Annotated in this window: 25 protein-coding genes; 8 read left to right on the plus strand and 17 right to left on the minus strand. The window is 63.9% G+C overall.

The window, feature by feature from the left end; translation table 11 throughout:
• Nucleotides 1–17 precede the first annotated feature (17 nt).
• The 12 genes from Q1A53_RS17090 to Q1A53_RS17145 all read right to left on the minus strand — a co-directional run bounded on the left by Q1A53_RS17090 (nucleotide 18) and on the right by Q1A53_RS17145 (nucleotide 11599).
• Entirely contained in the window at nucleotides 18–1352 is a 1335-nt protein-coding gene (locus Q1A53_RS17090; RefSeq protein ID WP_299968853.1) for a YcaO-like family protein, read from the minus strand.
• Entirely contained in the window at nucleotides 1345–2325 is a 981-nt protein-coding gene (locus tag Q1A53_RS17095; protein WP_299968854.1) for a TOMM precursor leader peptide-binding protein, read from the minus strand. Before Q1A53_RS17095 ends, Q1A53_RS17090 begins: the two co-directional genes overlap by 8 nt.
• 10 nt (nucleotides 2326–2335) lie before the next feature.
• Nucleotides 2336–2548, minus strand: coding sequence for a hypothetical protein (locus tag Q1A53_RS17100; RefSeq protein WP_299968855.1), 213 nt, complete (start codon nucleotides 2546–2548; stop codon nucleotides 2336–2338).
• Nucleotides 2549–2896: 348 nt separating this feature from the next.
• The gene (locus Q1A53_RS17105; protein WP_299968856.1) at nucleotides 2897–3919 is read right to left on the minus strand and encodes a hydroxyacid dehydrogenase; all 1023 of its coding nucleotides are present in this window, start codon (nucleotides 3917–3919) and stop codon (nucleotides 2897–2899) included.
• Nucleotides 3916–4788, minus strand: coding sequence for a PfkB family carbohydrate kinase (locus Q1A53_RS17110; RefSeq protein WP_299968857.1), 873 nt, complete (start codon nucleotides 4786–4788; stop codon nucleotides 3916–3918). The genes Q1A53_RS17105 and Q1A53_RS17110 overlap by 4 nt, the downstream gene beginning before the upstream one ends.
• Nucleotides 4785–5645 carry a MurR/RpiR family transcriptional regulator gene (locus Q1A53_RS17115; RefSeq protein ID WP_299968858.1) on the minus strand — a complete coding sequence of 287 codons (861 nt, stop codon included), beginning with the start codon at nucleotides 5643–5645 and terminating at the stop codon, nucleotides 4785–4787. The genes Q1A53_RS17110 and Q1A53_RS17115 overlap by 4 nt, the downstream gene beginning before the upstream one ends.
• 3 nt (nucleotides 5646–5648) lie before the next feature.
• Entirely contained in the window at nucleotides 5649–6614 is a 966-nt protein-coding gene (locus tag Q1A53_RS17120) for an ABC transporter permease (protein ID WP_299968859.1), read from the minus strand.
• Between the two features lie 30 nt (nucleotides 6615–6644).
• On the minus strand, nucleotides 6645–8150 hold the full coding sequence (locus Q1A53_RS17125) for a sugar ABC transporter ATP-binding protein (protein ID WP_299968860.1): 1506 nt from the start codon (nucleotides 8148–8150) through the stop codon (nucleotides 6645–6647).
• Nucleotides 8151–8228: 78 nt separating this feature from the next.
• Nucleotides 8229–9275 carry a substrate-binding domain-containing protein gene (locus tag Q1A53_RS17130; protein ID WP_299968861.1) on the minus strand — a complete coding sequence of 349 codons (1047 nt, stop codon included), beginning with the start codon at nucleotides 9273–9275 and terminating at the stop codon, nucleotides 8229–8231.
• 33 nt (nucleotides 9276–9308) lie between these two features.
• On the minus strand, nucleotides 9309–10292 hold the full coding sequence (locus tag Q1A53_RS17135) for a sugar phosphate isomerase/epimerase family protein (protein WP_299968862.1): 984 nt from the start codon (nucleotides 10290–10292) through the stop codon (nucleotides 9309–9311).
• 284 nt (nucleotides 10293–10576) lie between these two features.
• Nucleotides 10577–11047, minus strand: coding sequence for a DNA starvation/stationary phase protection protein (locus Q1A53_RS17140; protein WP_299968863.1), 471 nt, complete (start codon nucleotides 11045–11047; stop codon nucleotides 10577–10579).
• Between the two features lie 108 nt (nucleotides 11048–11155).
• Nucleotides 11156–11599 (minus strand): hypothetical protein, encoded by a 444-nt coding sequence (locus Q1A53_RS17145; RefSeq protein WP_299968864.1) that lies wholly within the window; start codon nucleotides 11597–11599, stop codon nucleotides 11156–11158.
• Between the two features lie 73 nt (nucleotides 11600–11672).
• On the opposite strand from Q1A53_RS17145, the gene Q1A53_RS17150 reads away from it, so the two are divergent.
• The 3 genes from Q1A53_RS17150 to Q1A53_RS17160 all read left to right on the plus strand — a co-directional run bounded on the left by Q1A53_RS17150 (nucleotide 11673) and on the right by Q1A53_RS17160 (nucleotide 14574).
• Nucleotides 11673–13175, plus strand: coding sequence for a di-heme oxidoredictase family protein (locus tag Q1A53_RS17150; protein WP_299968865.1), 1503 nt, complete (start codon nucleotides 11673–11675; stop codon nucleotides 13173–13175).
• 1 nt (nucleotide 13176) lies between these two features.
• On the plus strand, nucleotides 13177–14145 hold the full coding sequence (locus Q1A53_RS17155) for an imelysin family protein (protein ID WP_299968866.1): 969 nt from the start codon (nucleotides 13177–13179) through the stop codon (nucleotides 14143–14145).
• A 108-nt stretch (nucleotides 14146–14253) separates the two neighbouring features.
• Entirely contained in the window at nucleotides 14254–14574 is a 321-nt protein-coding gene (locus Q1A53_RS17160; RefSeq protein WP_299968923.1) for an antibiotic biosynthesis monooxygenase, read from the plus strand.
• A 120-nt stretch (nucleotides 14575–14694) separates the two neighbouring features.
• Here Q1A53_RS17160 and Q1A53_RS17165 read toward each other — a convergent pair whose 3' ends face one another.
• From Q1A53_RS17165 to Q1A53_RS17180, 4 genes are read right to left on the minus strand one after another with little or no spacing between them, the layout of a single operon-like run.
• Entirely contained in the window at nucleotides 14695–15105 is a 411-nt protein-coding gene (locus Q1A53_RS17165) for a hypothetical protein (protein ID WP_299968867.1), read from the minus strand.
• A 36-nt stretch (nucleotides 15106–15141) separates the two neighbouring features.
• Nucleotides 15142–15453: a transcriptional regulator gene (locus Q1A53_RS17170; protein ID WP_299968868.1), complete on the minus strand. Its 312-nt coding sequence runs from the start codon at nucleotides 15451–15453 to the stop codon at nucleotides 15142–15144.
• Nucleotides 15454–15457: 4 nt separating this feature from the next.
• Complete coding sequence (locus tag Q1A53_RS17175; RefSeq protein WP_299968869.1) at nucleotides 15458–16435, minus strand: sodium-dependent bicarbonate transport family permease; 978 nt, start codon at nucleotides 16433–16435, stop codon at nucleotides 15458–15460.
• A 39-nt stretch (nucleotides 16436–16474) separates the two neighbouring features.
• Nucleotides 16475–17125, minus strand: coding sequence for a carbonic anhydrase (locus tag Q1A53_RS17180; protein ID WP_299968870.1), 651 nt, complete (start codon nucleotides 17123–17125; stop codon nucleotides 16475–16477).
• Between the two features lie 141 nt (nucleotides 17126–17266).
• On the opposite strand from Q1A53_RS17180, the gene Q1A53_RS17185 reads away from it, so the two are divergent.
• The 3 genes from Q1A53_RS17185 (at nucleotide 17267) to Q1A53_RS17195 (ending at nucleotide 19878) form a co-directional block, all read left to right on the plus strand.
• Nucleotides 17267–17647 carry a hypothetical protein gene (locus tag Q1A53_RS17185; RefSeq protein WP_299968871.1) on the plus strand — a complete coding sequence of 127 codons (381 nt, stop codon included), beginning with the start codon at nucleotides 17267–17269 and terminating at the stop codon, nucleotides 17645–17647.
• 63 nt (nucleotides 17648–17710) lie between these two features.
• Nucleotides 17711–19093: a M17 family metallopeptidase gene (locus Q1A53_RS17190; protein WP_299968872.1), complete on the plus strand. Its 1383-nt coding sequence runs from the start codon at nucleotides 17711–17713 to the stop codon at nucleotides 19091–19093.
• Nucleotides 19090–19878, plus strand: a complete 789-nt coding sequence (locus tag Q1A53_RS17195; RefSeq protein WP_299968873.1) for an NlpC/P60 family protein — start codon at nucleotides 19090–19092, stop codon at nucleotides 19876–19878. The genes Q1A53_RS17190 and Q1A53_RS17195 overlap by 4 nt, the downstream gene beginning before the upstream one ends.
• A 92-nt stretch (nucleotides 19879–19970) precedes the next feature.
• Here the strand turns inward: Q1A53_RS17195 and Q1A53_RS17200 are convergent, their stop codons facing one another.
• A complete protein-coding gene (locus Q1A53_RS17200; RefSeq protein ID WP_299968874.1) occupies nucleotides 19971–20321 on the minus strand; it encodes a DUF2794 domain-containing protein in 351 nt (116 codons plus the stop codon).
• Between the two features lie 167 nt (nucleotides 20322–20488).
• On the opposite strand from Q1A53_RS17200, the gene paaI reads away from it, so the two are divergent.
• Together paaI and paaK are read left to right on the plus strand one after the other, a co-directional pair.
• Nucleotides 20489–20887: a hydroxyphenylacetyl-CoA thioesterase PaaI gene (gene paaI, locus Q1A53_RS17205; protein WP_299968924.1), complete on the plus strand. Its 399-nt coding sequence runs from the start codon at nucleotides 20489–20491 to the stop codon at nucleotides 20885–20887.
• A complete protein-coding gene (gene paaK / locus Q1A53_RS17210) occupies nucleotides 20884–22179 on the plus strand; it encodes a phenylacetate--CoA ligase PaaK (RefSeq protein WP_299968875.1) in 1296 nt (431 codons plus the stop codon). Before paaI ends, paaK begins: the two co-directional genes overlap by 4 nt.
• Nucleotides 22180–22299: the final 120 nt, after the last annotated feature.

Here is a 22299-nt window from a genome sequence, read left to right on the forward strand (position 1 = left end):
TGCGGAACCTTCTTCGGTCAGGGAAAGGGATGGGGGTCACGGTTGAGCGTTACCTCGGTCACGCCCAGATGATGCGCCGCGACCTCCAGACGCCGGAGATCGTCGGGAATGGCCAGACCGCTGTAGAGCGGCTGAAGCCCGGGCACGACGACCTTGCCCACCGCCAGACCAAGCTGTGCGGCATCAAGGCCGGTCATATCGAACCACACCGGGATATGCCCCGCATCGCCAACCCGATCGAGCAATCGCTGCAATGTCTCCGTTGCGCTGCTACCCGGCGAGAAATCGGTGCTGTAGTCGGTCACGGGGCCTTCGGTCAGCCACCAGAAGGCAGGCTTGCGCGCGGGGTCCAGGTAGTATTCCGCGTGCTCCAGAAAATTCGAGATGTCCTCGAAGGCAACGGGTTTCGTCCCCAGAAGCCTTTGTTGCGCCAGATAGGTCCAGCAGTGGATCGCCTCGCACACGGCCTTGGTGACGGCCTGATCCAGGGTGGGTTTGCACGAGGCGCCGATGCAAAAGACCGATCCATCTCTGTTGGATAGCACGACGAGGATCGTGGGAATATCCACGTCCACGCGGATGTCGTAGACCCGCACCACATGCGACCGGCTCTCCATCAACTCACGCACCTGCCGGGGGAGCGAAAGCGTGCCCAGCTGAGCGGCGGGAATGGCGTTCGGCGCGCGGCGCAACATCCAGTGGCAGGCAAAGGCGTCACGCTCGATCACCTCGCACAACCCGCCAAGGCGCGCGGCATCGATGTCCTGCCCGGCGGCGATGCCGTTGGACGTATTATGGGACAGCAGTTCGTGGTCGTGTTCCATGTGGTAGTTGAAGACAACCGTTTGCGCCGCCAGCCAGACCGGCTGCCCATCGAGCAGCGAGAGCCCGCGCACCCACCCGCGCGGCAGGTCGCGGTCATACTCGTGAAAGAACACATCCGCGTCCGCCAGCATCTCCGGCGAGAACCGGATCAGCCGCTGCATGATGCTATCATCAATACCCAGCTCATCACAGGTGCCGTGCACGATGGCGTCTTCGGGAAAGATCGCGGCGCTATAGCGCTCGACCGACTCGCCCACCGTCGCCCAGAGCGCATCTGTGGCGTTGCACCCGAGCGCACCACCGCGAATGGCTTTTTCGCTGGCCCGGCTGCGTCCGCGGCGCAGGCGGCGCACATCGGCGAGGGAAGCGCTGTATTGATGAAAACGCGGCAGATCATGGGGAACCGGCGTCTCCACCATCGTCTTGATCAGGCCAAAGCGGGGATGTGTGGCGCGCGCAATCGCATCGCGCAACGCGCCCGGCAGAGCAAAACCGTCAATCCGCTTGATATCCGCCAGCTCAGTCATTGACGTCCCGCTCGTGTGTCTCCCACACCAGCCGACCCGTTCGCACGGGCGATGCCGGGGCGAAATCCGGCCGGGTCCCGCACACAGCGCACCGCGGCGCCTTGAGCACGATACCGGCCTCGAAGGTACCCGAGAGGAACTCCTGCTCCCGCACCGTACCGAGTGGCGCGGTATGCTCCATCCCCGACATATGCGCGATCATCAGGGCGACGGCGTTTGTGGCCGCCGCCGTCGCCACCAAGGCACTCGGCCGCGCCACGGGTGGGGTGAGGGTGTCGTCCGGCTGCGCGGTCAACCAGTCTTCGGTGGCGCGACCCGCTTTGCCGTGCGCCGCGCGCCGTTCAAAGTGGCAGGCGTAGCAGGCTGCATCCTGCCCCCAGCACAGCGGCCCCGCGACCGCACGGGTCATATCCACATAGGCAAAGAGGTAAGGAAGGCCTGTCTTGGACAGTCGCTCATTTTGTCGGGAGAAGCCGTCGTGATCCCAGTGGTCCGCGCAGACGATTGCGGCATCCGCCCCCTCGGCGCCCGGTGCGGGATCGGCCAGTGCCAGCCCCGCTTCGCGGCAGAGCGCTGCCACACGGCTCGCCACCTGACCGCTCCCGATAACCGACAGGACCGGTTGGGCGAGCGCCTGGGTGTCGACCCTCTCGGGATCGTCCCCCAGAACCTGCTGAAACGCGCGCCGGGCGAGGTCGAGAGATTGAACGAACATGTCTTCACTCCAACTCAGAGGTGTCTCGATCAGCGCGCCGCGGTTCTTCAGCGCCGCGAAACCCGGTGTACCCGGGCCCAGGACCCCCGATCGTAGGGCCGCAGCAAGCGCCTCGTTATCCTGAACCGCAAAGCTGTCGGTCGCACTGCGGAACATGATGCGACGACCGTGTTCGGGGCCCCGCTCCGGGTCCTCTTCAAACGCGGAGGGCGCGCGCGCAGTGAGGCGACGCGCATCCAGAGCGGGGTGCAAGTGCATGGATCAGACCTCAGGCGCGGACGCTGGAGGCCATGTCACAGAAGACGGTGCAGAAGTCCGGCGATTGCGTGTCGCCACCGCCGCCACCGCCTCCGCCACCACCGAATGTGGCACCCTGATCCTGATAGGTCTTGGGGTTGGCAAGCGCAGGTGCAGGGTCAAAGGTATCGTTGTAGCTGTCGAGGATCGCGATGGTGTCTTGGTCAGTCGTCGTGTGGTTCATTGTATATTCTCCGGTTTGGGGGATCAGACAGAAGTGTCCGCGATGATCCCGATCGGTGATTAAACGCTGATATGGAAAGCCGCCGGGTTCGGCACTTTCGGCGATGACACTAACAAACGACCAATGACTACCGACGCGGGAATCGGATCTGGCCATGACCTTGGCAACTTCACGCTAAAGCACCCGCGTCGGCGCGGCAGCTTTCGGCTGTCGGCGAAACTTTACCTGCGCGGAACACTTGGTCGGGTTGCTTACCGCCGATTCGCAGCGGCGGGGAGCGTACAGCGTGCAGGGCAGTCGATCCTTCTGCGGAGACCGTCGTTGCGCGCAAAGTCTCAGAGCGACAGACTAATTCCTGGAAACCGGCTTTGAGCGCATGCGAGCCACGGTTTCACGCTCCGCGCGCTTGCAGCGCATCGGTGGCAGACCCTGATCCAGAAGCCGCAGATCCTCCAGCACCATGTCGCCCATCTGCTTGAACGCCACATCGAGCGCGCCCGCCCGGTGCGCGGACCGCAGGAAACCCGACAACTGCCGGACCTCGTGATCGCGCGGCAATGGCTCCTCCGGAAAGACATCACTTGCGGCAAGGATATGTCCCGACCGCACGGCGGCCATCAGATCATCGAAGTCGACCACATCCGCCCGGCTCAGCAGGATCAACCGCGCGCCCTGGCGCATCCTGGCAAAGGCGTCTGCGTTCAGAAACCCCTTGTTCTCCTGCGTGACACTGGCAACCACAAAGACCGTCTCACTCTCGCACAGGATCTCGTCCAGTGACGCGGGCCGGATCCCCGCCTCGCGCAGCAGCGAGGGCGGCAACCAGGGGTCAAAGGCAGAGATCTCCGCGCGAAAGCCCTGCAGCAACCGGGCAAGCGCACGTCCGAGATCCCCGAACCCGATGATCCCGATCCGCGAGTGCGACAGCAGCCGGGCGCTGTGATTGCTGTCCCCGCCCCAGATCTCGCGCCCCTGCCGAAACGCCAGATCCGCGTCGATCACATCGCGCGCCAGACACAGGGCCATCGCCAGACCGATCTCGGCCACCGGCTCGGCAAAGACAGCCCCCGTGGTGACCACATGGATGCCCCTTTCGAACAGATGATCATAGGGCATGTTGTTGATCAGATTGCTCTCCACGTTGAAGATACAGCGCAGATTTTCCATCTGCACCAGCGTCTCGCGTGACAAGGCAGGCTGACCGATGATGTAGCTAATCCGTCTCAGGGTCTGCGGATCGAGGGTTTCGATCTCCTCCGGCGCGACCTCCAGCAGATCGTAGTTCGCATGCAAGGCGGCCCGGGCCTCCGCCGAAAAAATCAGATCGAGCGACCGGGGATCGGGTGCGGAAAGGACAAGCGGTTTGGTCATGAGGCCCTGTGTGTGCGTGAGATATGCGCGGCGGCGGCGGTGCTTGCCTGCTCCAGCGCGGGCTGCAAGGGGAGGTCTTCGGCCAAAGCCCGGCACAGTGTCCCGATAAAGGCATCGCCCGCACCATGGGTGCTGACCACGTCAACGGGATGGGCCGGCAAGGCGCCTGATCCTTTGCCGCGTTCGGCCCAGGCGACACCATCGCCACCGGCGGTGACGACAACAGTTGGGATATGCTCGGAGAGCGAGATTGCCGCCGCCTCGGCGCTGGCAAGATCGCTGACAGCAGCCGTGCCCATATCCTCCGCCTCGATCGCGTTCACGACCAGAACGTCGAGCGCATCCCGCAACGCCGGCGACAGAGCGCGGTGGGGAGCGGCGTTGAGGCAGATCCGCAGGCCATGGGCTTGCGCCGCCCGGGCCGCTGCAAAGTTCACCGCCTCGGGGACTTCGTTTTGCAGGATCAACACCTTCGCATCCTGCCAAAGCGCCGGGTCGGCGAATTGCGCGGTGTCGATATGAAGATTGGCCCCCGATACGATCACCGCACCGTAGTCTCCCTCCGCATCGACAATGGCCACGCTCATCCCCGTGCCGCACCCCGCAATTCGCTGCACATCATCGGTGGCAATCCCTGCATCGCGCAACGTCGACAGCATCAGCTGAGCAAAATCATCCTCGCCCACCGCCCCGACAAACCGCGTCTGGGCACCGGCCTGCGCCGCAGCCACCGCCTGATTGCCGCCCTTGCCGCCAAATTTCGGATACCACGCCTGCCCGGTGACCGTCTCACCCTTGCGGGGGCGGTCGGGCGCCTCGACCATCAGATCATAGTGCAGGCTGCCCACGACAACGACGGCCCCGCTCATCCCTCGCGTTTCGCGGCGACAGCGCCCATGGTCTTGCCTAGGTTGACTTCGGCGGTTTTGAAATCCCGCTGCGCGATGGCGACATAGAGCGCATCGAGGATGTTCAGCTGCGCGATACGGGCCGCGGCGTTCTCTCCCAGCAAGGGCGAGCCGCGCGAGGTCGAGCACAGCACCACATCCGCTGCCTCGGCCACGGTGCTTTCGGCGTAGTTCGTGACGGCGATGGTCCGGGCACCCTGCTTGCGGGCAAGCCGCATCGGCTCCAGCACCGCGGTGGTCGCACCGGAATGGCTGAAGACCATGACCGCATCGTCAGGTTTCAGCACAGACGCCGACATCAGCATCATATGCGCGTCATCGTAAACGGAGGCCCGCATGCCAATGCGCAGGAACTTGTGGGCCACATCGCGGGCGATCTGGGCCGAGCCGCCGATGCCGTAGAAATCCCGGTTGTGCGCGCGGTACATGATGTCCGCCGCCCGGTCAAAAGCCTCAATGTCCAGAATGGCGATGGTCTCCTCCAGCGCCTGCATAGAGGTGCGGAAAACCTTCTGGATGATGCTGGCGGAGCTGTCGTCGGGCGAGATCTCGCTGTAAAGGCTGGCCACATCGGATTGCTTGTATTCCACCAGCCCCCCGCGTAGCGCCCGAAATCCGCTGAACCCCAGCTTCTTGGCGATCTTGACGATCATCGCCTCCGAGACGGAGGCATCGGTCGCCACCTGCTTGATGGAGGTCGCCTCGGTCAGGTCCTCGCGGGAGGTGATGGTATCCACCACGCGCAGTTCCAGCGGGGTCAGCTGCGGCAAGCGCATGCGGATCTGGGCGCCAATGGCGCGCGCATCCTGTCCGCTCATGGATTATCTCCCTCTCGTGGCACGGTCGATCAGCATTGCAACGATGATGATGATACCGGTGGCAAGCAGTTGATAGAAGGCCTGAACGTTCATCAAGGTCAGACCGTTGCGCAGCGCACCAAGGATGATGGCACCGATGATCGTCCCCACGATGCTGCCCTTGCCGCCCATCAGGGACGCCCCGCCGATGGCAGCGGCGGCGATGGCGTCAAGCTCCCACAGGTTTCCGATGGTGGGCTCTGCCGCCCCCAGCCGTCCCACCAGAATGAGCGCCGCGATAGAGGCAAGGCCGCCCGAGATCACAAAGGTCGCCACCTTGGTGCGTGCCACTGGCACACCCGCGATGCGCGCGGCCTCCTCATTGCCGCCCACGGCGAGGATGTATTCCCCCAGCGGGGTCTTGTTCAGCACCACCCACAGCAGCAGCGCGATCACCCCCACGACAATCACCGCATTGGGGATCCCCATTATATTGCCATTGGTCAGCGCACGAAACTCCGGCGGGATGCCAAAGATCGGGTTGCCGCCTGTGTAGATCAGCGCCAGCGCACGGTAGAGCGACAGCCCCCCCAGCGTGACGATAAAGGGCTGCAGACCCGCATAGGCGACCAACACCCCGTTGAAGAGACCGCACATCACGCCCACGCCCAGCGACCCCATGATGGCCAGCGGCACGGGCACCCCGGCGACCATCAGGCTCGCCCCGATCACCGCGGACAGCGCGGCGGTGGGTCCGACGGACAGATCAATCCCGCCCGAGATGATCACCAGCGTCATACCCAGGGCAATCGCCGCATTGATCGAGGACTGCTGCAAGATGTTGATCAGATTGGGGGTGGTCAGAAACACCGGAGACAACGATGCAAAGACCACCACAATCAGCGCAAGACCCAGCAAGGTGCCCGCATCGCGGATGTTGACCTTCAGGTTCAGGCCGGGCTTTGCGGTGCCGGGTGTCTTCTGGTTCATGAATGTCGCCTCTTTCGTCTTTGGGCTGCGTCAGGCCGTTGCCTGCTCTTTCCGGGGGATCGCGTGAAAGGCGATGTCGGTCTCGGAAATCCGGTCCTGGCCGAGATCGGCCACAATCCGGCCCTCGCGCATCACCAGAACCCGGTCCGACAGGCGGATGATCTCCGGCATCTCGGAGGAGACCACGAGGATCGCATTGCCCTGTGATGCCAGTTTTTCGATCAGGTCGTAGATCTCGGATTTGGCGCCCACGTCGATCCCGCGGGTAGGCTCATCAAAGAGGAAAATCCGGGTGGCCGCCGCAAGCCACCGGCCGATGATCGCCTTTTGCTGGTTGCCGCCGCTGAAGGTCCCGATGGGTTGACGCACGTTCAAGGGGCGCAGCCGCAGATCCGACATCACCTCCTGCGACCGGGCGTGCAGCCTGCCATGCCGCAAAAGGCCGCCGCGGGTGTAGGTCCCCATCGTCGGCAGCGCCATGTTGGAGGCGACAGATCGCGCATGCACGATGCCCTCCTTCTTGCGCTCTTCCGGGACCAGCCCGATGCCGGCCCGTATGGCCGCGCGCGGATCGTTTGGACGCACGGCTTTACCCCTGACACGCACCTCTCCGGCGGTGGGCCGGTCGATGCCCGCAATCAGCCGCAGCAATTCCGTTCGGCCAGCGCCAACAAGCCCCGAGATCCCCAGAACCTCGCCCGCGTGCAGGGTCAGGTCTGCGTCCATCACGGCGGTACCGCGGCTGAGCCCCTGCACCGTCAGCACCGGATCGGCGGTGGCATGAGAGACATGCGCCGCGCTCAGCACCTCGCGCCCGACCATCCGTGCAACGATACTATCTTCGGTTTCATCGGCAATGGTGACGACGGCAACGCGCTTGCCATCGCGCAGGATCGTCGCGCGGTCACACACCCGGAACACCTCGTCCATCTTGTGCGACACGTATATCACGGACACGCCCCGCGCCGACAGATCTGCGATCAGGGTCGCGAGGTTCTCGAACTCCGCGGGTGTCAGGCTCGACGTCGGCTCGTCCATGGCAATCACGCGCGCCTCGTCAATCAAGGCGCGGGCAATCTCCACGATCTGTTGTTGCGCCACTTTCAACGTGTTGATCTTGACCGATGGGTCGATGGTCGGATCCAGCCCGGCAAGCACGGCCCTCGCGCGCCGCTCCTGCTCCTGCCGCCGGACGAGCACACCGCCCAGCCCCGTCAGCGGCCGACCCAGAAAGATGTTCTGTGCCACCGTCAGCTCCGGCACAAGCTGCAACTCCTGATGGATCATCGCGATCCCGGCAGCGCGCGCATCGAGTGGCGTCCTGACGGTCAGCGGCGTGCCATCCACGGCGATCTCGCCGGTATCGCCCGGCCTGACGCCCGATAGTATATTGAGCATGGTGGATTTGCCCGCGCCATTCTCCCCCAGCAGGCCGTGGACCTCGCCCGGGGCCACCCGAAACGTCACATCATCCAGAGCGACGATACCCGGGTAGGTTTTGGTCGCACCGGTGATGCTCAGGCGGTCGGGGGGCATGTCGGGGCGTCCATGGATCGATGGTCGGGGAAGGAACGCACCGCGCACGGTGCGTCCCGGCTTTCACGTGCGGGCAGGTTACTCCGCCAGCAGCACCTCGCGTAGTGCCCCCATATCGGACGTGGCGTAGGCATCGACGTTGTCGGCGGTGATCAGCGCCTGCGGGGTGGAGACCACGCGCGGCAGATCCTGACCGTCCAGCATCCGCAACACGACCTCCATCGCGATCTCGCCGGTCAGAACGGGAAAGCTGTCCACCGTCCCGGTCAAATCGCCCGCCCGGATCGACGCATAGGCATCCGAGATCCCGTCCGTCCCGAAGACGGCGACCTGCTCTTGCAGACCGGCGGCCTTGACCGCCTCCATCACACCGAGCGCCATGCCGTCATTATTGGCATAAAACCCGATCAGATCGGGGTGCTGCTGCAGAATGGTGGAGGCCGCGTTGAACGCCTGCTCCCGGCTCCAGTTGGCGGGTACGGAGGCGACCACATCAAAGCCATCCGCACCTTCGGCTGTCTCGGTGAACCCGGCGGTGCGCTGGCCTGCCGCAAAAACGCCCGGCTGCCCCTCGATCACGGCGAGCTTTCCGCCGTCGGTGTTGTCGATGAACCACTGGGCGACGCGCACGCCATTGTCCTTTTGCACGTTGCCCACGTAGTTGGCGACCAGCGGGATCACCGCGTCGTTTACGTTCAGCACGGGGACGTCCTGAGCGACCGCAGTCTCATAGGCAGGCAGCAGATTGGCATCGGTCTGCGGTGAGAGCAAAAGCGCGTCGAACCCTTGGGTGATCAGGGTCTCTGCGATGGACAACTGGCCCAGCTGATCACCCTCGTTCGCCGCGGCCTGATAGACGACATCCACATCATGCGCCTTGGCCATGTTCGCGTAGCCCTCCCCAAGAGAGCGCCAGTATTCATTGGTCAGCGTTTTCGACACACCGCCCACGCGCGTCCCCTCCGGCACCTCCGGAAAGGCGCCGAACTTCTCTTCCAGCTCGGACCAGTCCATCCGGTCCGGCTCACTGTCGGAGTTGAGCGGCGCAAGATCCTGTGCCTGTGCGGCGCCAACCGTCAGTGCCAGCGCGCTCACCGTCAGAAACGTCTTGATAGAGTTAGTCATGGTTTCCTCCCTTAGAATTCTTGATTTGGATCGCTACGTGCCTTCGAGGGCCGCATTGACGATCTGCTGTGCCGTCACCGCGTCCTGCCGGCTCGTTGCCTCGCTCAGCCGGTTATCCGCGGACAACCGCCCCGCTGCGCGCAGCAACCGCTCCACGGTCTCGATATTCGCTTCGCACTCCGCGACCGGGTCGAGCCCGCTGGCATCGGGGAAGGTGTCGAAATAGATCGCCCCGTCATAGCCGTCGCGCTGGATCTGGACGAGCAGTTCCAGCGTTGCCTTGGTATTGACGGACCCCACCATCAGACCGTCATCGCGCTTGCCGTAGCCATCGTTGAGATGGACGCCCAGCAGCCTGGAATGGCGGTGAATCATCGCGGCGGCAAAGGCGGGCACCTCATCCGCATAGAGCACATGGGCGAAATCGAGCGTGACACCCAGATTGGGCGATCCCGCCTCCTTGATGGCCAGCAGCGTCGTGGCCATGTCCGGCAGCAGGCTGAAGGCGCGGGGCTCATTGGGTTTGTATTCAATGCTGATCTGGCAGTCGGGATCGTGCTCCGCCACCTCGCGGATCGCCGCCACCTCATCTGCCCACATGCGGTTGTAGTCAGCCTGAAAGCTGTAGTCGAACCCATCCTGCCCGAGCCATATGGTCATCAGATCAGACCCGGTCTCGCGCGCGGCATCGATCCCTTTCTTGGTCAGGTCAATGGCCTCCTGCCGCACCGCGGGATCGGGATGCGTAAACGCGCCCAGCTTGAAGTTGGGGTTGGTATAGTACCGCATGGCAAGACCGTTCACCCCCAGCCCCAGATCCGCCAGACGCCGGGTCTGTGCTGCCATGTCATCGCCTGCGTGATCGGGATAGTTGAGATCAAGGTCCGTGAGACCCCGAACCGTGGCCGCCCGCTCCGCCATCTGCATGGGCGTCGGTTTGCCCGTCAGATCGGGCCAGTAGGACTGCGCATTAGACGCAAAAGAGTTCAACCGGGTCGCATATCTGTATGATGTCATCAGATTCTCCGCTTAATTCACAGCTTCATGTTTTTTTGTAAAGTTTGCAATAGTCACTTTCGCCACCACAAATAGTGTACTGTTTCCAGACCGTTGATGAGCCCAATATGGCCATCAGAAGCGCGGTGAGCACCGACAGTGGCATTGCGCACCCGAGCCGCGCCACGCCGCCCATGCGCCGCGACCGAACGGACGCCGCCCATCGTCACGGGCAGCGGTCCAGTTCTCCCGAATACAAAAAAGCCGCCCCACCGGGACGGCCTTTCAATCGGTTCAGGGTGCGCTTACGCGAGATGCGAGCGCAGGAACCAGGCGAATTTCTCGTGGGTCTGGCCACGTGCGATGCACAGATCCTCGGTGAGCGTATCGCCGTGCTCCGCCGCCAGCGCGCCGCACCCGGCCAATGTCGCGGCCAGTGTTTCCTGCGCCGTCTGCATCACCTTGATCATCTCCTGATCACTGGCGTGACCGTCGTGTTCCTTGACCTTCGAGCGGGCGAGCATACCGGCCAGTGTACCTTCCGCATGCGCATCGAGCGACTTGACCCGCTCGGCCAGATCATCCTGCGCCACGAAGTGATCCTCGTAAATCTTTTGAAACAGGTCGTGCAGCGGCCCAAAGGCCATTCCTGTCACGTTCCAATGAAAATTCTGTGCCAACATGGTGGCAACCGCGGTTTCGGCGACCGATTGATTCAACGCATCCGCAATCGCGGTCCGCGCGTCCGTTGACAGTGCTACAGCTGTTTGGGTCATACCAAGCTCCCTCTAATTCAGTTCGCTGGCTCGCATCAGGCTGGCTGGCTTACGAAGCAATATCTAGGAAGCCAACCCATCCGAGGCAAGAAGTTTTTTAGAATTATTCTAAACCAGAGAGAAAGACTCGACTACGCGCGTCAACAGGAACCGGATCAGACGGCGATGTTCGGCCCGGACCCGCGACCTCAGAAGGAAGGAAATGCTGGCATCATCGCCACGCGACATGGCCCGGCCCAGTTGCACCAGCCAGCTTTCATCGAACGTCATCTCGGCCGTGCCGGGGGCATGCAGACGCGCCGCCTTGCCCAGAGCCTCGTCCAGGCACCGCATCAACGCCTCCATATGCGCCGCCTGCGACGCCGATCGGCTGACATGCAGCAGCGCGCAGGCCTCGAAAAGATCCGCGCGCGGTTTGGCCCGGCAGGACATGGACATGACCCGCAGGCTGTCGATAAACGAATAGCCGCTCGCAGGCAGGGGCCGCGCGGGGCGGTGCTCTTTACCGAAATCCAGTTGCAGGGGCCGCATGTCGCAGGTCTCTCCGATCATAAGAGGCAGGAATCGCCTCGCCTTTCTATAATCCTGAGTATATTTATAAGTTATGAGACAGATCGCAAGAATAATGCCGACACTACTTGTCGGAATACTGTCAATTCCAGTTGACGCTGTGGCGGAATTGCCAGATTTACACCTGTCGGTGGTCCCCAGAACCGCCGCAGAGGCCGCGCGCATCGCGGAGGCGACCCGACCCACCACCGATTTCTCCGAACCGGAAAGGTTTGAGGGCAACCCCGCGGGGGCGGCGACGGTCCGGCCCAGCAGCACCACAAACGCCTTCAGCCAACCCTCCGGCAACATCAGCTTTGAGAAGGAGCTGGACTTCAAGGTCGGCAACGGGCTCTTCAAAAAACTCTGGGTCTCCTCTCCCTCCTCCACACTGGCATCAGACGGCCTTGGCCCGCTTTACAACGCCCGTTCCTGCCAACGCTGCCACCTGAAAGACGGGCGCGGCCACCCGCCGGAGGATCCCGGCGACAGTGCCACATCGTTGCTGATGCGCGTCTCCATCCCCGGTGGCACCGGACCTGCGGAGATCGAAGGCTACCTCGCGACGCTGCCCGATCCGATATACGGCAGACAGATCCAGGATTTTTCGGTCGCCGGGATTGCAGCCGAAGCCAGGGTCGAGATCACCTATACCGAGGAGGTGATCGCTCTCTCCGGTGGCGAGACAGCCTCCCTGCGCAGCCCCCGGTACAGCCTCGCAAACCTGGGCTACGGCCCTTTGCACCCGGATATCATGATCAGCCCCCGCGTCGCGCCACAGATGATCGGGCTTGGCCTGCTAGACGCGATTCCGGCGGCTGACATCCTCGCGAGGGTAGATCCGGATGATGCGGACGGAGACGGGATCTCCGGCCGTGCGCAGATCGTGATGTCCAGCGAACACGGTGTTCCGATGCTCGGGCGCTTCGGGCTCAAGGCCGGTCAGCCATCGGTCAAGGAGCAATCGGCTTCGGCTTTCGCGGGGGACATTGGCATCTCGTCGACACTGCACCCCGATGGTTTCGGCGAATGCACCGCAGCGCAGACCGCCTGCCGCAGTGCCGCCCACGGCAATACCGATGCGCATGACGGTGCGGAGATCGGCACCGAAGGCCTTGATCTGGTCACGTTCTATTCGTCGAACCTCGGCGTGCCCGCGCGCCGCGATGTGGACGATACGCAGGTGCTGCACGGCAAGCGGGTGTTTTATGAAACCGGCTGCATCGCCTGCCACACGCCCAAGCATGTCACCCACCGCCTGACCGACCAGCCGGAACAAAGCTTTCAGCTGATCTGGCCCTATACGGACATGCTGCTGCACGACATGGGCCCCGGTCTCGCCGACAATCGGCCCGAAGCCCGCGCAACCGGGCGCGAATGGCGCACGCCGCCGCTCTGGGGCATCGGGCTGACCGAACAGGTCTCGGGGCATACGTATTTTCTGCACGATGGCCGCGCCCGCAGCCTGCTTGAGGCGGTGCTTTGGCACGGTGGCGAGGCCGAGGCGCAACGGCAATCGGTCATCGACATGCCCCCACCCGACCGCGCCGCCCTGATCCGCTTTCTGGAAAGTCTCTGACATGCGCCTTGCCCTGATCTTCTGCGTCCTCGCCCTGCCAGCCCTGGCGGATGTCGAAACCGTGCTGGAGGATCACATCCTGCCCGGCCACCAAAGACTGGTGGAGGAAACGGCGACACTGGCGGAAACCGCCCGCGCCGATTGCACCGCAGAGACCCTGCGCCCCGCTTTCCACGAGGCCTATGACGCCTGGATTTCCGTCAGTCATATCCAGTTCGGCCCGATCGAAGACCGCGCCCTGACCATCGCCATGACCTTCTGGCCGGATCCCAAGGACAGCACGGGCAAAGCGCTCACGCGCCTTGTCGCAGCCGCTGATCCCATCGTGGATCAACCCGAGGCCTTTCGCGATGTCTCCGCGGCGGCACAGGGATTTACCGCGCTGGAGCGGCTGCTCTACGACCCGCAGCCCGACGCGGACTACGGGTGTCGCCTGACCCGGGCCATCACCACAGAGCTGGCGCGAAAATCCACGATCCTGGCTGAGGACTGGCCTGATTTCGCCGCGCAGATGCGGACCGCCGGTCAGCCCAACAACACCCGCTTTCAAAGCGACCGGGAGGTGCAACGGGCGCTATACACGGCCCTCTCCACGGGTCTGGAATTCCTGCACGACCAGCGCCTTGGCCGACCGTTGGGCACCTTTGACCGCCCCCGCCCCCGCCGTGCAGAGGCCCGGCGCTCCGAAAGATCGCTGCGCCATGTGGCACTGTCTCTTGCGGCCCTCGAAGAGCTTGCGCTCATGATGTCCGATGCCGCGCTGCCGGACACCCGCAACACCTTCACCATCGCCCGCAGCCGCGCGGCTGATCTTGATGATCCGTCCCTTCAAGGTGTCGCCGACCCCGGCGGGCGTTTCCGTGTGGAGCTGATCCAGCAAGCGGTCAGGGATGTGCAAGTTGCCGTGATCCGTGAGATCGGCACACCGCTCGGCATCACGGCGGGCTTCAATTCGCTCGACGGTGACTGATGTCAGCCCCACGCTGCCGGACAGATCACCCGCGCCGAAAACCATGTCTCATCCAAGGTCATGACACCCGCTCTCACCGCCATCTACCCCACCACGAAAGGACACCCCATGTTCATCGCGATGAACCGTTTCACCGTCGCCAAAGAGAATGAAGACGCTTTCGAGGCCTTGTGGCTCGGGCGGGACAGCCATCTGAAAACCATGGACGGGTTCGTCGAATTTCACATGCTGAAGGGCCCCGAGGCCGGGGATGGCACGCGGCTCTACGCCTCTCACACCATCTGGTCGTCCGAAGAGACCTTTCGCGCCTGGACCCGGTCCGGCGCATTCCGCGCGGCGCACAAGGACGCGGGCAGCACCGCCAAACTGCATGTGGGCAGCCCCACCTTTGAAGGGTTCTCCGTGATCCAGGAAATCGCCGCGGACTGACGCATAGGCCCGCGGGGATCGCGGAGCGGACGACCCGTGTCCGAGGCTGGATGACAGTTGCGGGGTGTCGTTTCGGGACCGGATCACGGCACGAACAAGGGCGACCAAAACGCCCTTATCTCACCCGTCGCGCGGATCCTTGGGCTTACCCGGACCAAAGCGCCGCAGAAAGGTGACATAGGAAAAGCCCAGATCCGCCGTGTTGCACAGTTTGTGACCGCTGGTCTCCGTATGCAGCGACAACCCGCCCCAGGCGATTCTCAGAAAATACCCGTGCCGACGCAGGCGCACATCCAGATCGTCCCAGCCGGTAGCCTCCGCCATGTCGCGAAACAGCAGCTTTTGCAGGGCAAAGACCAGCCGCGGATCGACCGCCTCCTTTTTCTTCTTGGCGCTCTTGTGTGCCGCGAGATGGGCAACCAGCAAATCCTCAACGATCTTTGCGACAGTGCCTTCCTGCTCCGTCGCCAGATCATGGACCGCCAGCGCCAGATCTGCTGGCAGTTGAATCGAAACAGTACGACTATTCATGCCGCCGACATTTCCTTAATTCTGGTTTATAAAGAGTTAAAAACGCTCGGCCCGTAACACATCACAGTCAACAATTGTCACCACACCGATGTGTCGCTCCACAACGGCAAAGGCCGCATCCAGCAAACGGTCGAGCTTCTCGGGGCGCACGATGCAGATCACCTGGACCATGCCGCTGGCACGCCCGATCTCACCAGCGCGGGTCCAGGCACCGGACCGCCCCGAGCCGCCCAGCACCGGCAGGATCGTAAACCCCGTCACCTCCGCCTCTTCCAACGCTGCGGTCAGTCGGGATTGCATGATGGCCTCAATGGTGATCTCGACCCGTTTGGCGCTGTGCGTCTTCATAGGATCAGGCTCCTGTCATGGCTGTGGCCACCGCCACATAAAGCGGAATGCCCAGCGTGAGGTTGAATGGAAAGGTCACCCCCAGCGACAGGGTGAGGTAGATCGCCGGGTTGGCTTCGGGCAGGGCCACGCGCATGGCGGCGGGCACCGCGATGTAGGAGGCCGAGGCCGACAGCACCATGAAGAGCGCAACCCCGCCGGTGGACAGCCCCAGCAGCAGCCCCGCGACCAGCCCAAAGCCACTGCCGATCACCGGCATCAGCAGGCCAAAAGCCAGCGCACCGGGTCGCAACGCACCGCTGCGCCCGCGCAGCCCCCGGCCCGCCACCAGCCCCATATCCAGCAGAAAGAGGCACAGCACACCTTTGAAAGGCGCGACCACAAAGCTGGAGATTTCGGCCAGCCCTTCCTCGCCGGTGGCCCAGCCAATGAAGAAGGCGCCCACGAGCAGCACGATGGACCCGTTCAGCAGGATCTCCCGCCACAAATCGCTGTCCATCCGCTGCCCGTCGCCACTGCGCGAAATCAGCCAGAGGGCGGAGAGGATCGCGGGCGCTTCCATGGCGGCGGCGACCGCGACCATATAGCCTTCGGCGGCGATCCCGCTGCTCTCCAGCACGGAGGTCGCGGCCACGAAGGTCACGATGGAGATCGACCCGTAGTGCGCCGCCACCGCCGCCGCATCGAGCCGGCTCAGCCCGGTCATCACATTCAACAGCGCAAAGGCCACCAGCGGCAAGGCTGCCGAAAGGATCACGCCTGCCAGAAGCGACAACCCAAGCGTTGCGTCGATCCCGTGCGAGGACACGCTGACCCCGCCTTTGAACCCGATGGCAAAGAGCAGATAGATCGACAGCGCCTTGGCCGCCGCCTCCGGAACACTCAGATCAGACCGCGCGAGCGCCGCCGCCACCCCAAGGGCAAAGGACAGGATGATGGGTGACACCAGGTTCGCCGCTGCAAGAGAAAGGATCTGCTCCAAAGTATACGCTCCTGCTGTGCCTCAAGGATCTGACCGGGGTCAGACCGGCTGGAATGCCTGTTTTGCGGGGTTGAAATATTCCAGCCCACCGGCCCCGATGTCCGTCCAGAGCCCGTGCAGTGTCAAGGTGCCCTCCGCAAGCCGCGTCGCGATAAAGGGAAAGCTGGCCAGATTTTCGAGGCTGACGAGAACGGCGTGCTTTTCCAGTTGCTGGGCCTGTTTGACCGGATCGTTTTCCTCTGCAACGCGCTCATACCGCGGCTTGAGAATATCCATCCAGCGCCCGATGAAGCTTTCCTTTTCCTCCAGCTCCGGCGCCTGGCCGCGGCACATGTCGATGCACCCCTGCACACCGCCACAGCCCGAATGCCCCATCACGATCAGATGCGTCACGCGCAGCATGTTCACCGCGTATTCCACCGCTGCCGAGGTCCCGTGATGATCGCCATCGGGCTGATAGGGCGGCACCAGATTGGCGATATTGCGGTGAATGAAGAATTCGCCCTGATCGGCGCCAAAAAGCGTTGTCGCGTTCACCCGGCTGTCACAACAGCAGATGACCATCGCCCGCGGGTGCTGACCTTCGCTTGCCAGATGCCGGTACCATGCTTCGTTGTCCGCGTAGCCGGTGGCCTTCCAGCCATGATAGCGTTGCGCCAGGTATCCCGGCAACGGTTTCGCCTGATCCATATACCGCCCGTTCTCTTTCGTGTTGCGCAGTTAAACCCATTTTGAAACGAATTCGAGCGGAAAGATGACGTCGCCTAAACTCTTTGGAGAGGTTTTTTCTTCATAAGATGACGTCTGCGGGGGCAGATGAGGGTGAGTGTAATGGACCAGGTCCTGAAAAGCGGGCTGAAGGAAACGGTGCGCGTCGATCAAGACCGCCTCGCGGCGCTCTACGCCGAGATGGGTGATCTCGGTGCAGAAGACGTGGTATGCCGCGCGATGGAAGAGCTGGCGCACCGCCTGTCCCTGTGCAGCCGTCTTTATGCCGCCGGGGAACTCACTGAACTGAGAAAATGCGCCCGCTCCCTGATCGCGATCGGTGACCAGATTGGCATGCACATGCTGATCCGGGTCGCGGGCCACGTGACAGACGCCATCGACGCCGGTGACGGGCCGGCCATCGCGGCGACGCTGGCGCGGCTCATCCGCATCGGGGAGCAATCGCTCAGCGCAATCTGGGACCTGCAGGACATCACCATCTGATCCCTTGCACCGCGACCGCAAGAGACTACGCTACCCCGCAGCAGTCTCCTGAAAGGTCCAGCCATGCCCCTGCCCCTCTTTGCCGATGCCTCCGAGCCTGCACGTGATCTGCATGTCATCGATCAGGACGGTTTTGACACATGGCTGGCGGAGCAATCCGCTGACGTGAAAACATGGGTCACCGCCGCCGGGTTCGACGGCGGTCAGGGACAGGCCCTGTTGTTACCCATGGGTAACGAAACGCCTTCCGTGGCCCTGGCGGGCTACGGCACGGAGAAAAGCCGCGCGCGGACCCGTTTCGCGCTGGCTGCCGCCGCCGCCAAGCTGCCCAAAGGGACCTACCGCATCGCCTCCGGCCTCACGGGCCGCGCGTTGGAGGTGGAGACGCTGGGCTGGCTTCTGTCAGGCTACCGCTTTGACCGCTACAAGAGCCAGCCCGGGATGGGCGCCCGGCTGATCGCACCCGACGGGCTTAACGCCGGCGCGATCAGCGCCGTTGTCACCGGCGAGGCGCTGACCCGCGATCTGATCAACACGCCTGCCTCCGACATGGGTCCCGACGATCTGGAGGAGGCAGCCCGCGATCTTGCTGCCGCACAGAATGCGCAGATCTCGGTCATCCTTGGCGATGCGCTGCTGGCGGAGAACTTCCCGATGATCCACACTGTCGGCCGCGCGGCTCACCGGGCACCGCGGCTCATTGACATGCGGTGGGGGGATACCGGGCCACAGATCACGCTGGTGGGCAAGGGCGTGTGTTTTGACACGGGCGGGCTCAATCTGAAACCGGGTGCCTCAATGGGGTTGATGAAAAAGGACATGGGCGGGGCCGCCGCGGTGCTGGGGCTGGCGCAGATGATCATGGCCAGCGGTCTGGCCGTCCGACTGCGCGTGCTGATCCCGGCGGTGGAAAACGCCGTCTCCGGCAACGCCTTCCGCCCCGGTGACATCCTCACGGCGCGCAACGGCCTGACGGTGGAAATCAACAACACCGACGCAGAAGGCCGCCTGGTGCTGGCCGATGCGCTGAGCCTCGCGCAAGAGGAAGATCCCGATCTTGTCGTGTCCATGGCAACGCTGACCGGTGCCGCGCGGGTGGCCGTGGGCCCGGATCTCGCGCCCTACTATTGTGACGATGACACCTTTGCGTCCCTGCTCGAAGACGCGGCCCGCAACCAGGCCGACCCGGTCTGGCGCATGCCCTTCCACACGCCCTACGAGGCGATGATCGAACCGGGCATCGCCGATCTCGACAACGCGCCCAAAGGCGGGTTCGCAGGCTCCATCACCGCAGCACTGTTCCTGCGCCGTTTCGTGGGCAAGGCCAGATACGCGCATTTCGACATCTACGGCTGGCAGCCCACCGATGCCCCCGCCCGACCCAAGGGCGGCATCGGTCAAGCCACCCGTGCGTTGCTGGATGCTCTCGGGCGCTTCCCCCAATGAGCCGCGACCGTCGCGAAACACCCGATCCCGCGGAAATCACCGAGGAGACGCCAGCACAGATCTGCCAGCCGGTGGCCGATCTGTGCCGGAGCCCGGGCGGCCCCCGCGACCGTCAGGTGCTGCTGGGCGATGCCGTCACCCTCCTCGGGCAGACGTCGGGCGTATCGCTCATCCGCGCGGTCAAGGACGGCTATTGCGGCTACGTGAAATCCGACGCGCTCTGCCCGCCCAGCGCAGCCACCCACAGCATCATCGCGCGCGCAACCCACGCCTACAGCGCGCCAGACATCAAATCACCCGAGCGCTGCAGCCTCACCTTCGGCAGCCGGGTCACCGCGCTGTCCGAAACGCCCGGGTTCATCGAGACAGCGCAGGGGTTTCTGCCACGTCAACATCTGGCCCCAGTGGATCAGGTCGAGACGGATCCTGCAGGCATCGCGTTGCGCTTTCTCGGCACCCCCTACCTGTGGGGCGGCAATACGGGCTGGGGGATCGACTGCTCGGGGCTTGTGCAGGCCGCCTGCCACGCCTGCCACATTCCCTGTCCAGGTGACAGCGACCAGCAATGCGCGCGGCTGGGCAGGACGCTCCCTCCAGGCACGCCCTACCAGCGCAACGATCTGCTCTTCTGGAAGGGCCACGTGGCCTGGGTCACTGATCCGGCGACCCTGCTCCACGCCAACGCGTGCCATATGGCCGTGGCGCAGGAGCCCATCGACAGCGCCATCGCCCGCATCACCGCGCAGGGCGACGGCCCGGTAACCGCGCACAAAAGGCTGGCATGACGCAGACCGACTGACCCGGTCGCCAGGACGCAAGCGCCGGAGGCGGTTGCAAACATCACGTGGCCCGGAACGGGCCGCCGGTTAGCAAAGGCTCAGTCGCCCACGGCCCGGATCAGCTTGCGCTCCAGTACGCGCAGCACGGTCTTGAGGTCATGCCCCCGGCGCAGGATCTGGCCGTCCAGCCCCACCACCGCGTACATCCCTTGCTTGTCGCGCAGCTTGGGCCGCTTCTCGATCCGGTAGAGCGGGGTCTCCGCGGTCCGCCGGAACACCGAGAAAATCGCCACCTCGCGCAGGCAGGAAATGCCGTAATCGCGCCACTCCCCGGCCGCCACGAAACGACCGTAAAGCGACAGGATCAGGGAGAGTTCCTTGCGGTGAAACGCGACCTGGGCGGGCGGCAACTGATGCAGGTTCGCGGGCTGCGACACGGGGCTATTCATGGGAGCAGAGTTGCGCCCTTGGCCGCACAAATCAAGCCCCGAGGTTTGGATATACAGGCGCGCCGCTTTCGTGTTACGGATTTTCACAAGAGGGGGGATTTTGGAAACATGACATTGTGACCGGTGAAAGCCCGCAATCGCGCGCGGAGAAATGCGCGGCCATCCTGATGGAACGGGACGCCGCCAGCCGCGCTCTCGGTATCGAGATCGCGCAGATCGCGCCGGGACAGGCCACGCTGACCCTTCAGGTGCGCGACGACATGCTGAACGGCCACGGCATCTGCCACGGCGGCATGATCTTCACCCTGGCAGACAGCGCCTTTGCCTTTGCCTGCAACAGCTACAATGAGCGCACGGTCGCCCAGCAAAACCAGATCACCTACCTCGCCCCCGCCCGCTACGGCGACAGGCTGACGGCCACCGCCACGGAGGTGGCAAGGGCCGGGCGCTCGGGCACCTATGACGTCACCGTCACGGATCAGGCAGGGATCACCATCGCGCTGATGCGGGGTCTCGCGCGCTCTGTCAAAGGCCAGCATTTTGAGGAAAGCAGCGACCCGTCATGAAGGATCTGACCCCCGCCCCCGCCACGTTGGAGCCCATCGAGACCGCCAGCCGCGACGAAATCGCAGCACTTCAGACCGACCGTTTGCGCTGGTCGCTGAGGCATGCCTACGACAACGTGCCTTTCTACTGCCAGAGCTTCGATGCCGCTGGCGTGCATCCGGATGATCTGACCGGGCTGGAGGATCTCGCCCGTTTTCCCTTCACGCTCAAGACCGACCTGCGCGCCAGCTACCCCTTTGGCATGTTCGCCGTCCCGCGTAACCAAGTGGCGCGGATCCATGCCTCCTCCGGCACCACGGGTCAGCCCACCGTCGTGGGATATACCGAAAACGACCTCGCGACCTGGGGCCATGTGGTCGCGCGCTCCCTGCGGGCGGCGGGGCTGAGGCAGGGGGATCTTTTGCACAACGCCTATGGCTACGGGCTCTTTACCGGCGGGCTGGGGATCCAGCTGGGCGCGGATGCCCTGGGGCTCAGCACCGTGCCGGTCTCGGGCGGGATGACACCGCGGCAGGTGCGGCTGATCACGGATTTCCAGCCCAAGGGGATCACTGTCACCCCGTCCTACGCGCTCTCGATCCTCGATGAATGTGCGGCTCAGGGGATCGACCCGCGCGGCACGTCGCTCCAGGTTGGCATCTTTGGCGCCGAACCCTGGACCAACGCCATGCGGTCAGAGATCGAGGCTGCCTTCGACATGCACGCGCTCGACATCTACGGCCTGTCGGAAGTCATGGGCCCCGGCGTCTCCATGGAATGTGTCGAGGCCAAGGATGGGCTGCACATCTGGGAGGATCATTTCTACCCGGAGGTCATCGACCCTGAGACAGGCATCCCCGTGGCCGATGGGGAACGGGGCGAGCTGGTCTTTACTTCCCTGACAAAGGAAGCCTTTCCCATCATCCGCTACCGCACCCGCGATCTGACCCGGCTGCTGCCCGGGACCGCGCGCAGCATGCGCCGGATGGAAAAGGTCACGGGCCGGTCGGACGATATGATCATCCTGCGCGGCGTGAACGTCTTTCCCACCCAGATCGAGGAAGCGTTGATGGCCACTCCCGGCCTCGCCCCGCATTTCCAGATCGAACTGACGCGCCCCGACCGGATGGACCGGATGCGGGTGCTGTGCGAGATGGCCGCGGGCGCGACCGATACCGACACCGGCGCGGCGCTGGCAGCGAAGATCAAGCAGACGGTCGGGGTCACCGTTGACGTGACAGTGGGCGCGCCGGGATCGGTCGCCCGGTCCGAGGGCAAGGCCCTGCGCATCCTCGACCGGCGCACCGGCTGAGCCGCCGTGCCCCGCCTCGCACAGCCGCCAAAATAGGCGCGGCATGGGTTACACCAGCAACTTCTTGCCAAACCTCTTAGGGCACGGCGGGCCTGCCCCTCGGGGCACCCGTTCAGATCG

Origin of the sequence: uncultured Roseobacter sp. (assembly GCF_947496515.1) — a bacterium.
Lineage (GTDB): Bacteria > Pseudomonadota > Alphaproteobacteria > Rhodobacterales > Rhodobacteraceae > Roseobacter.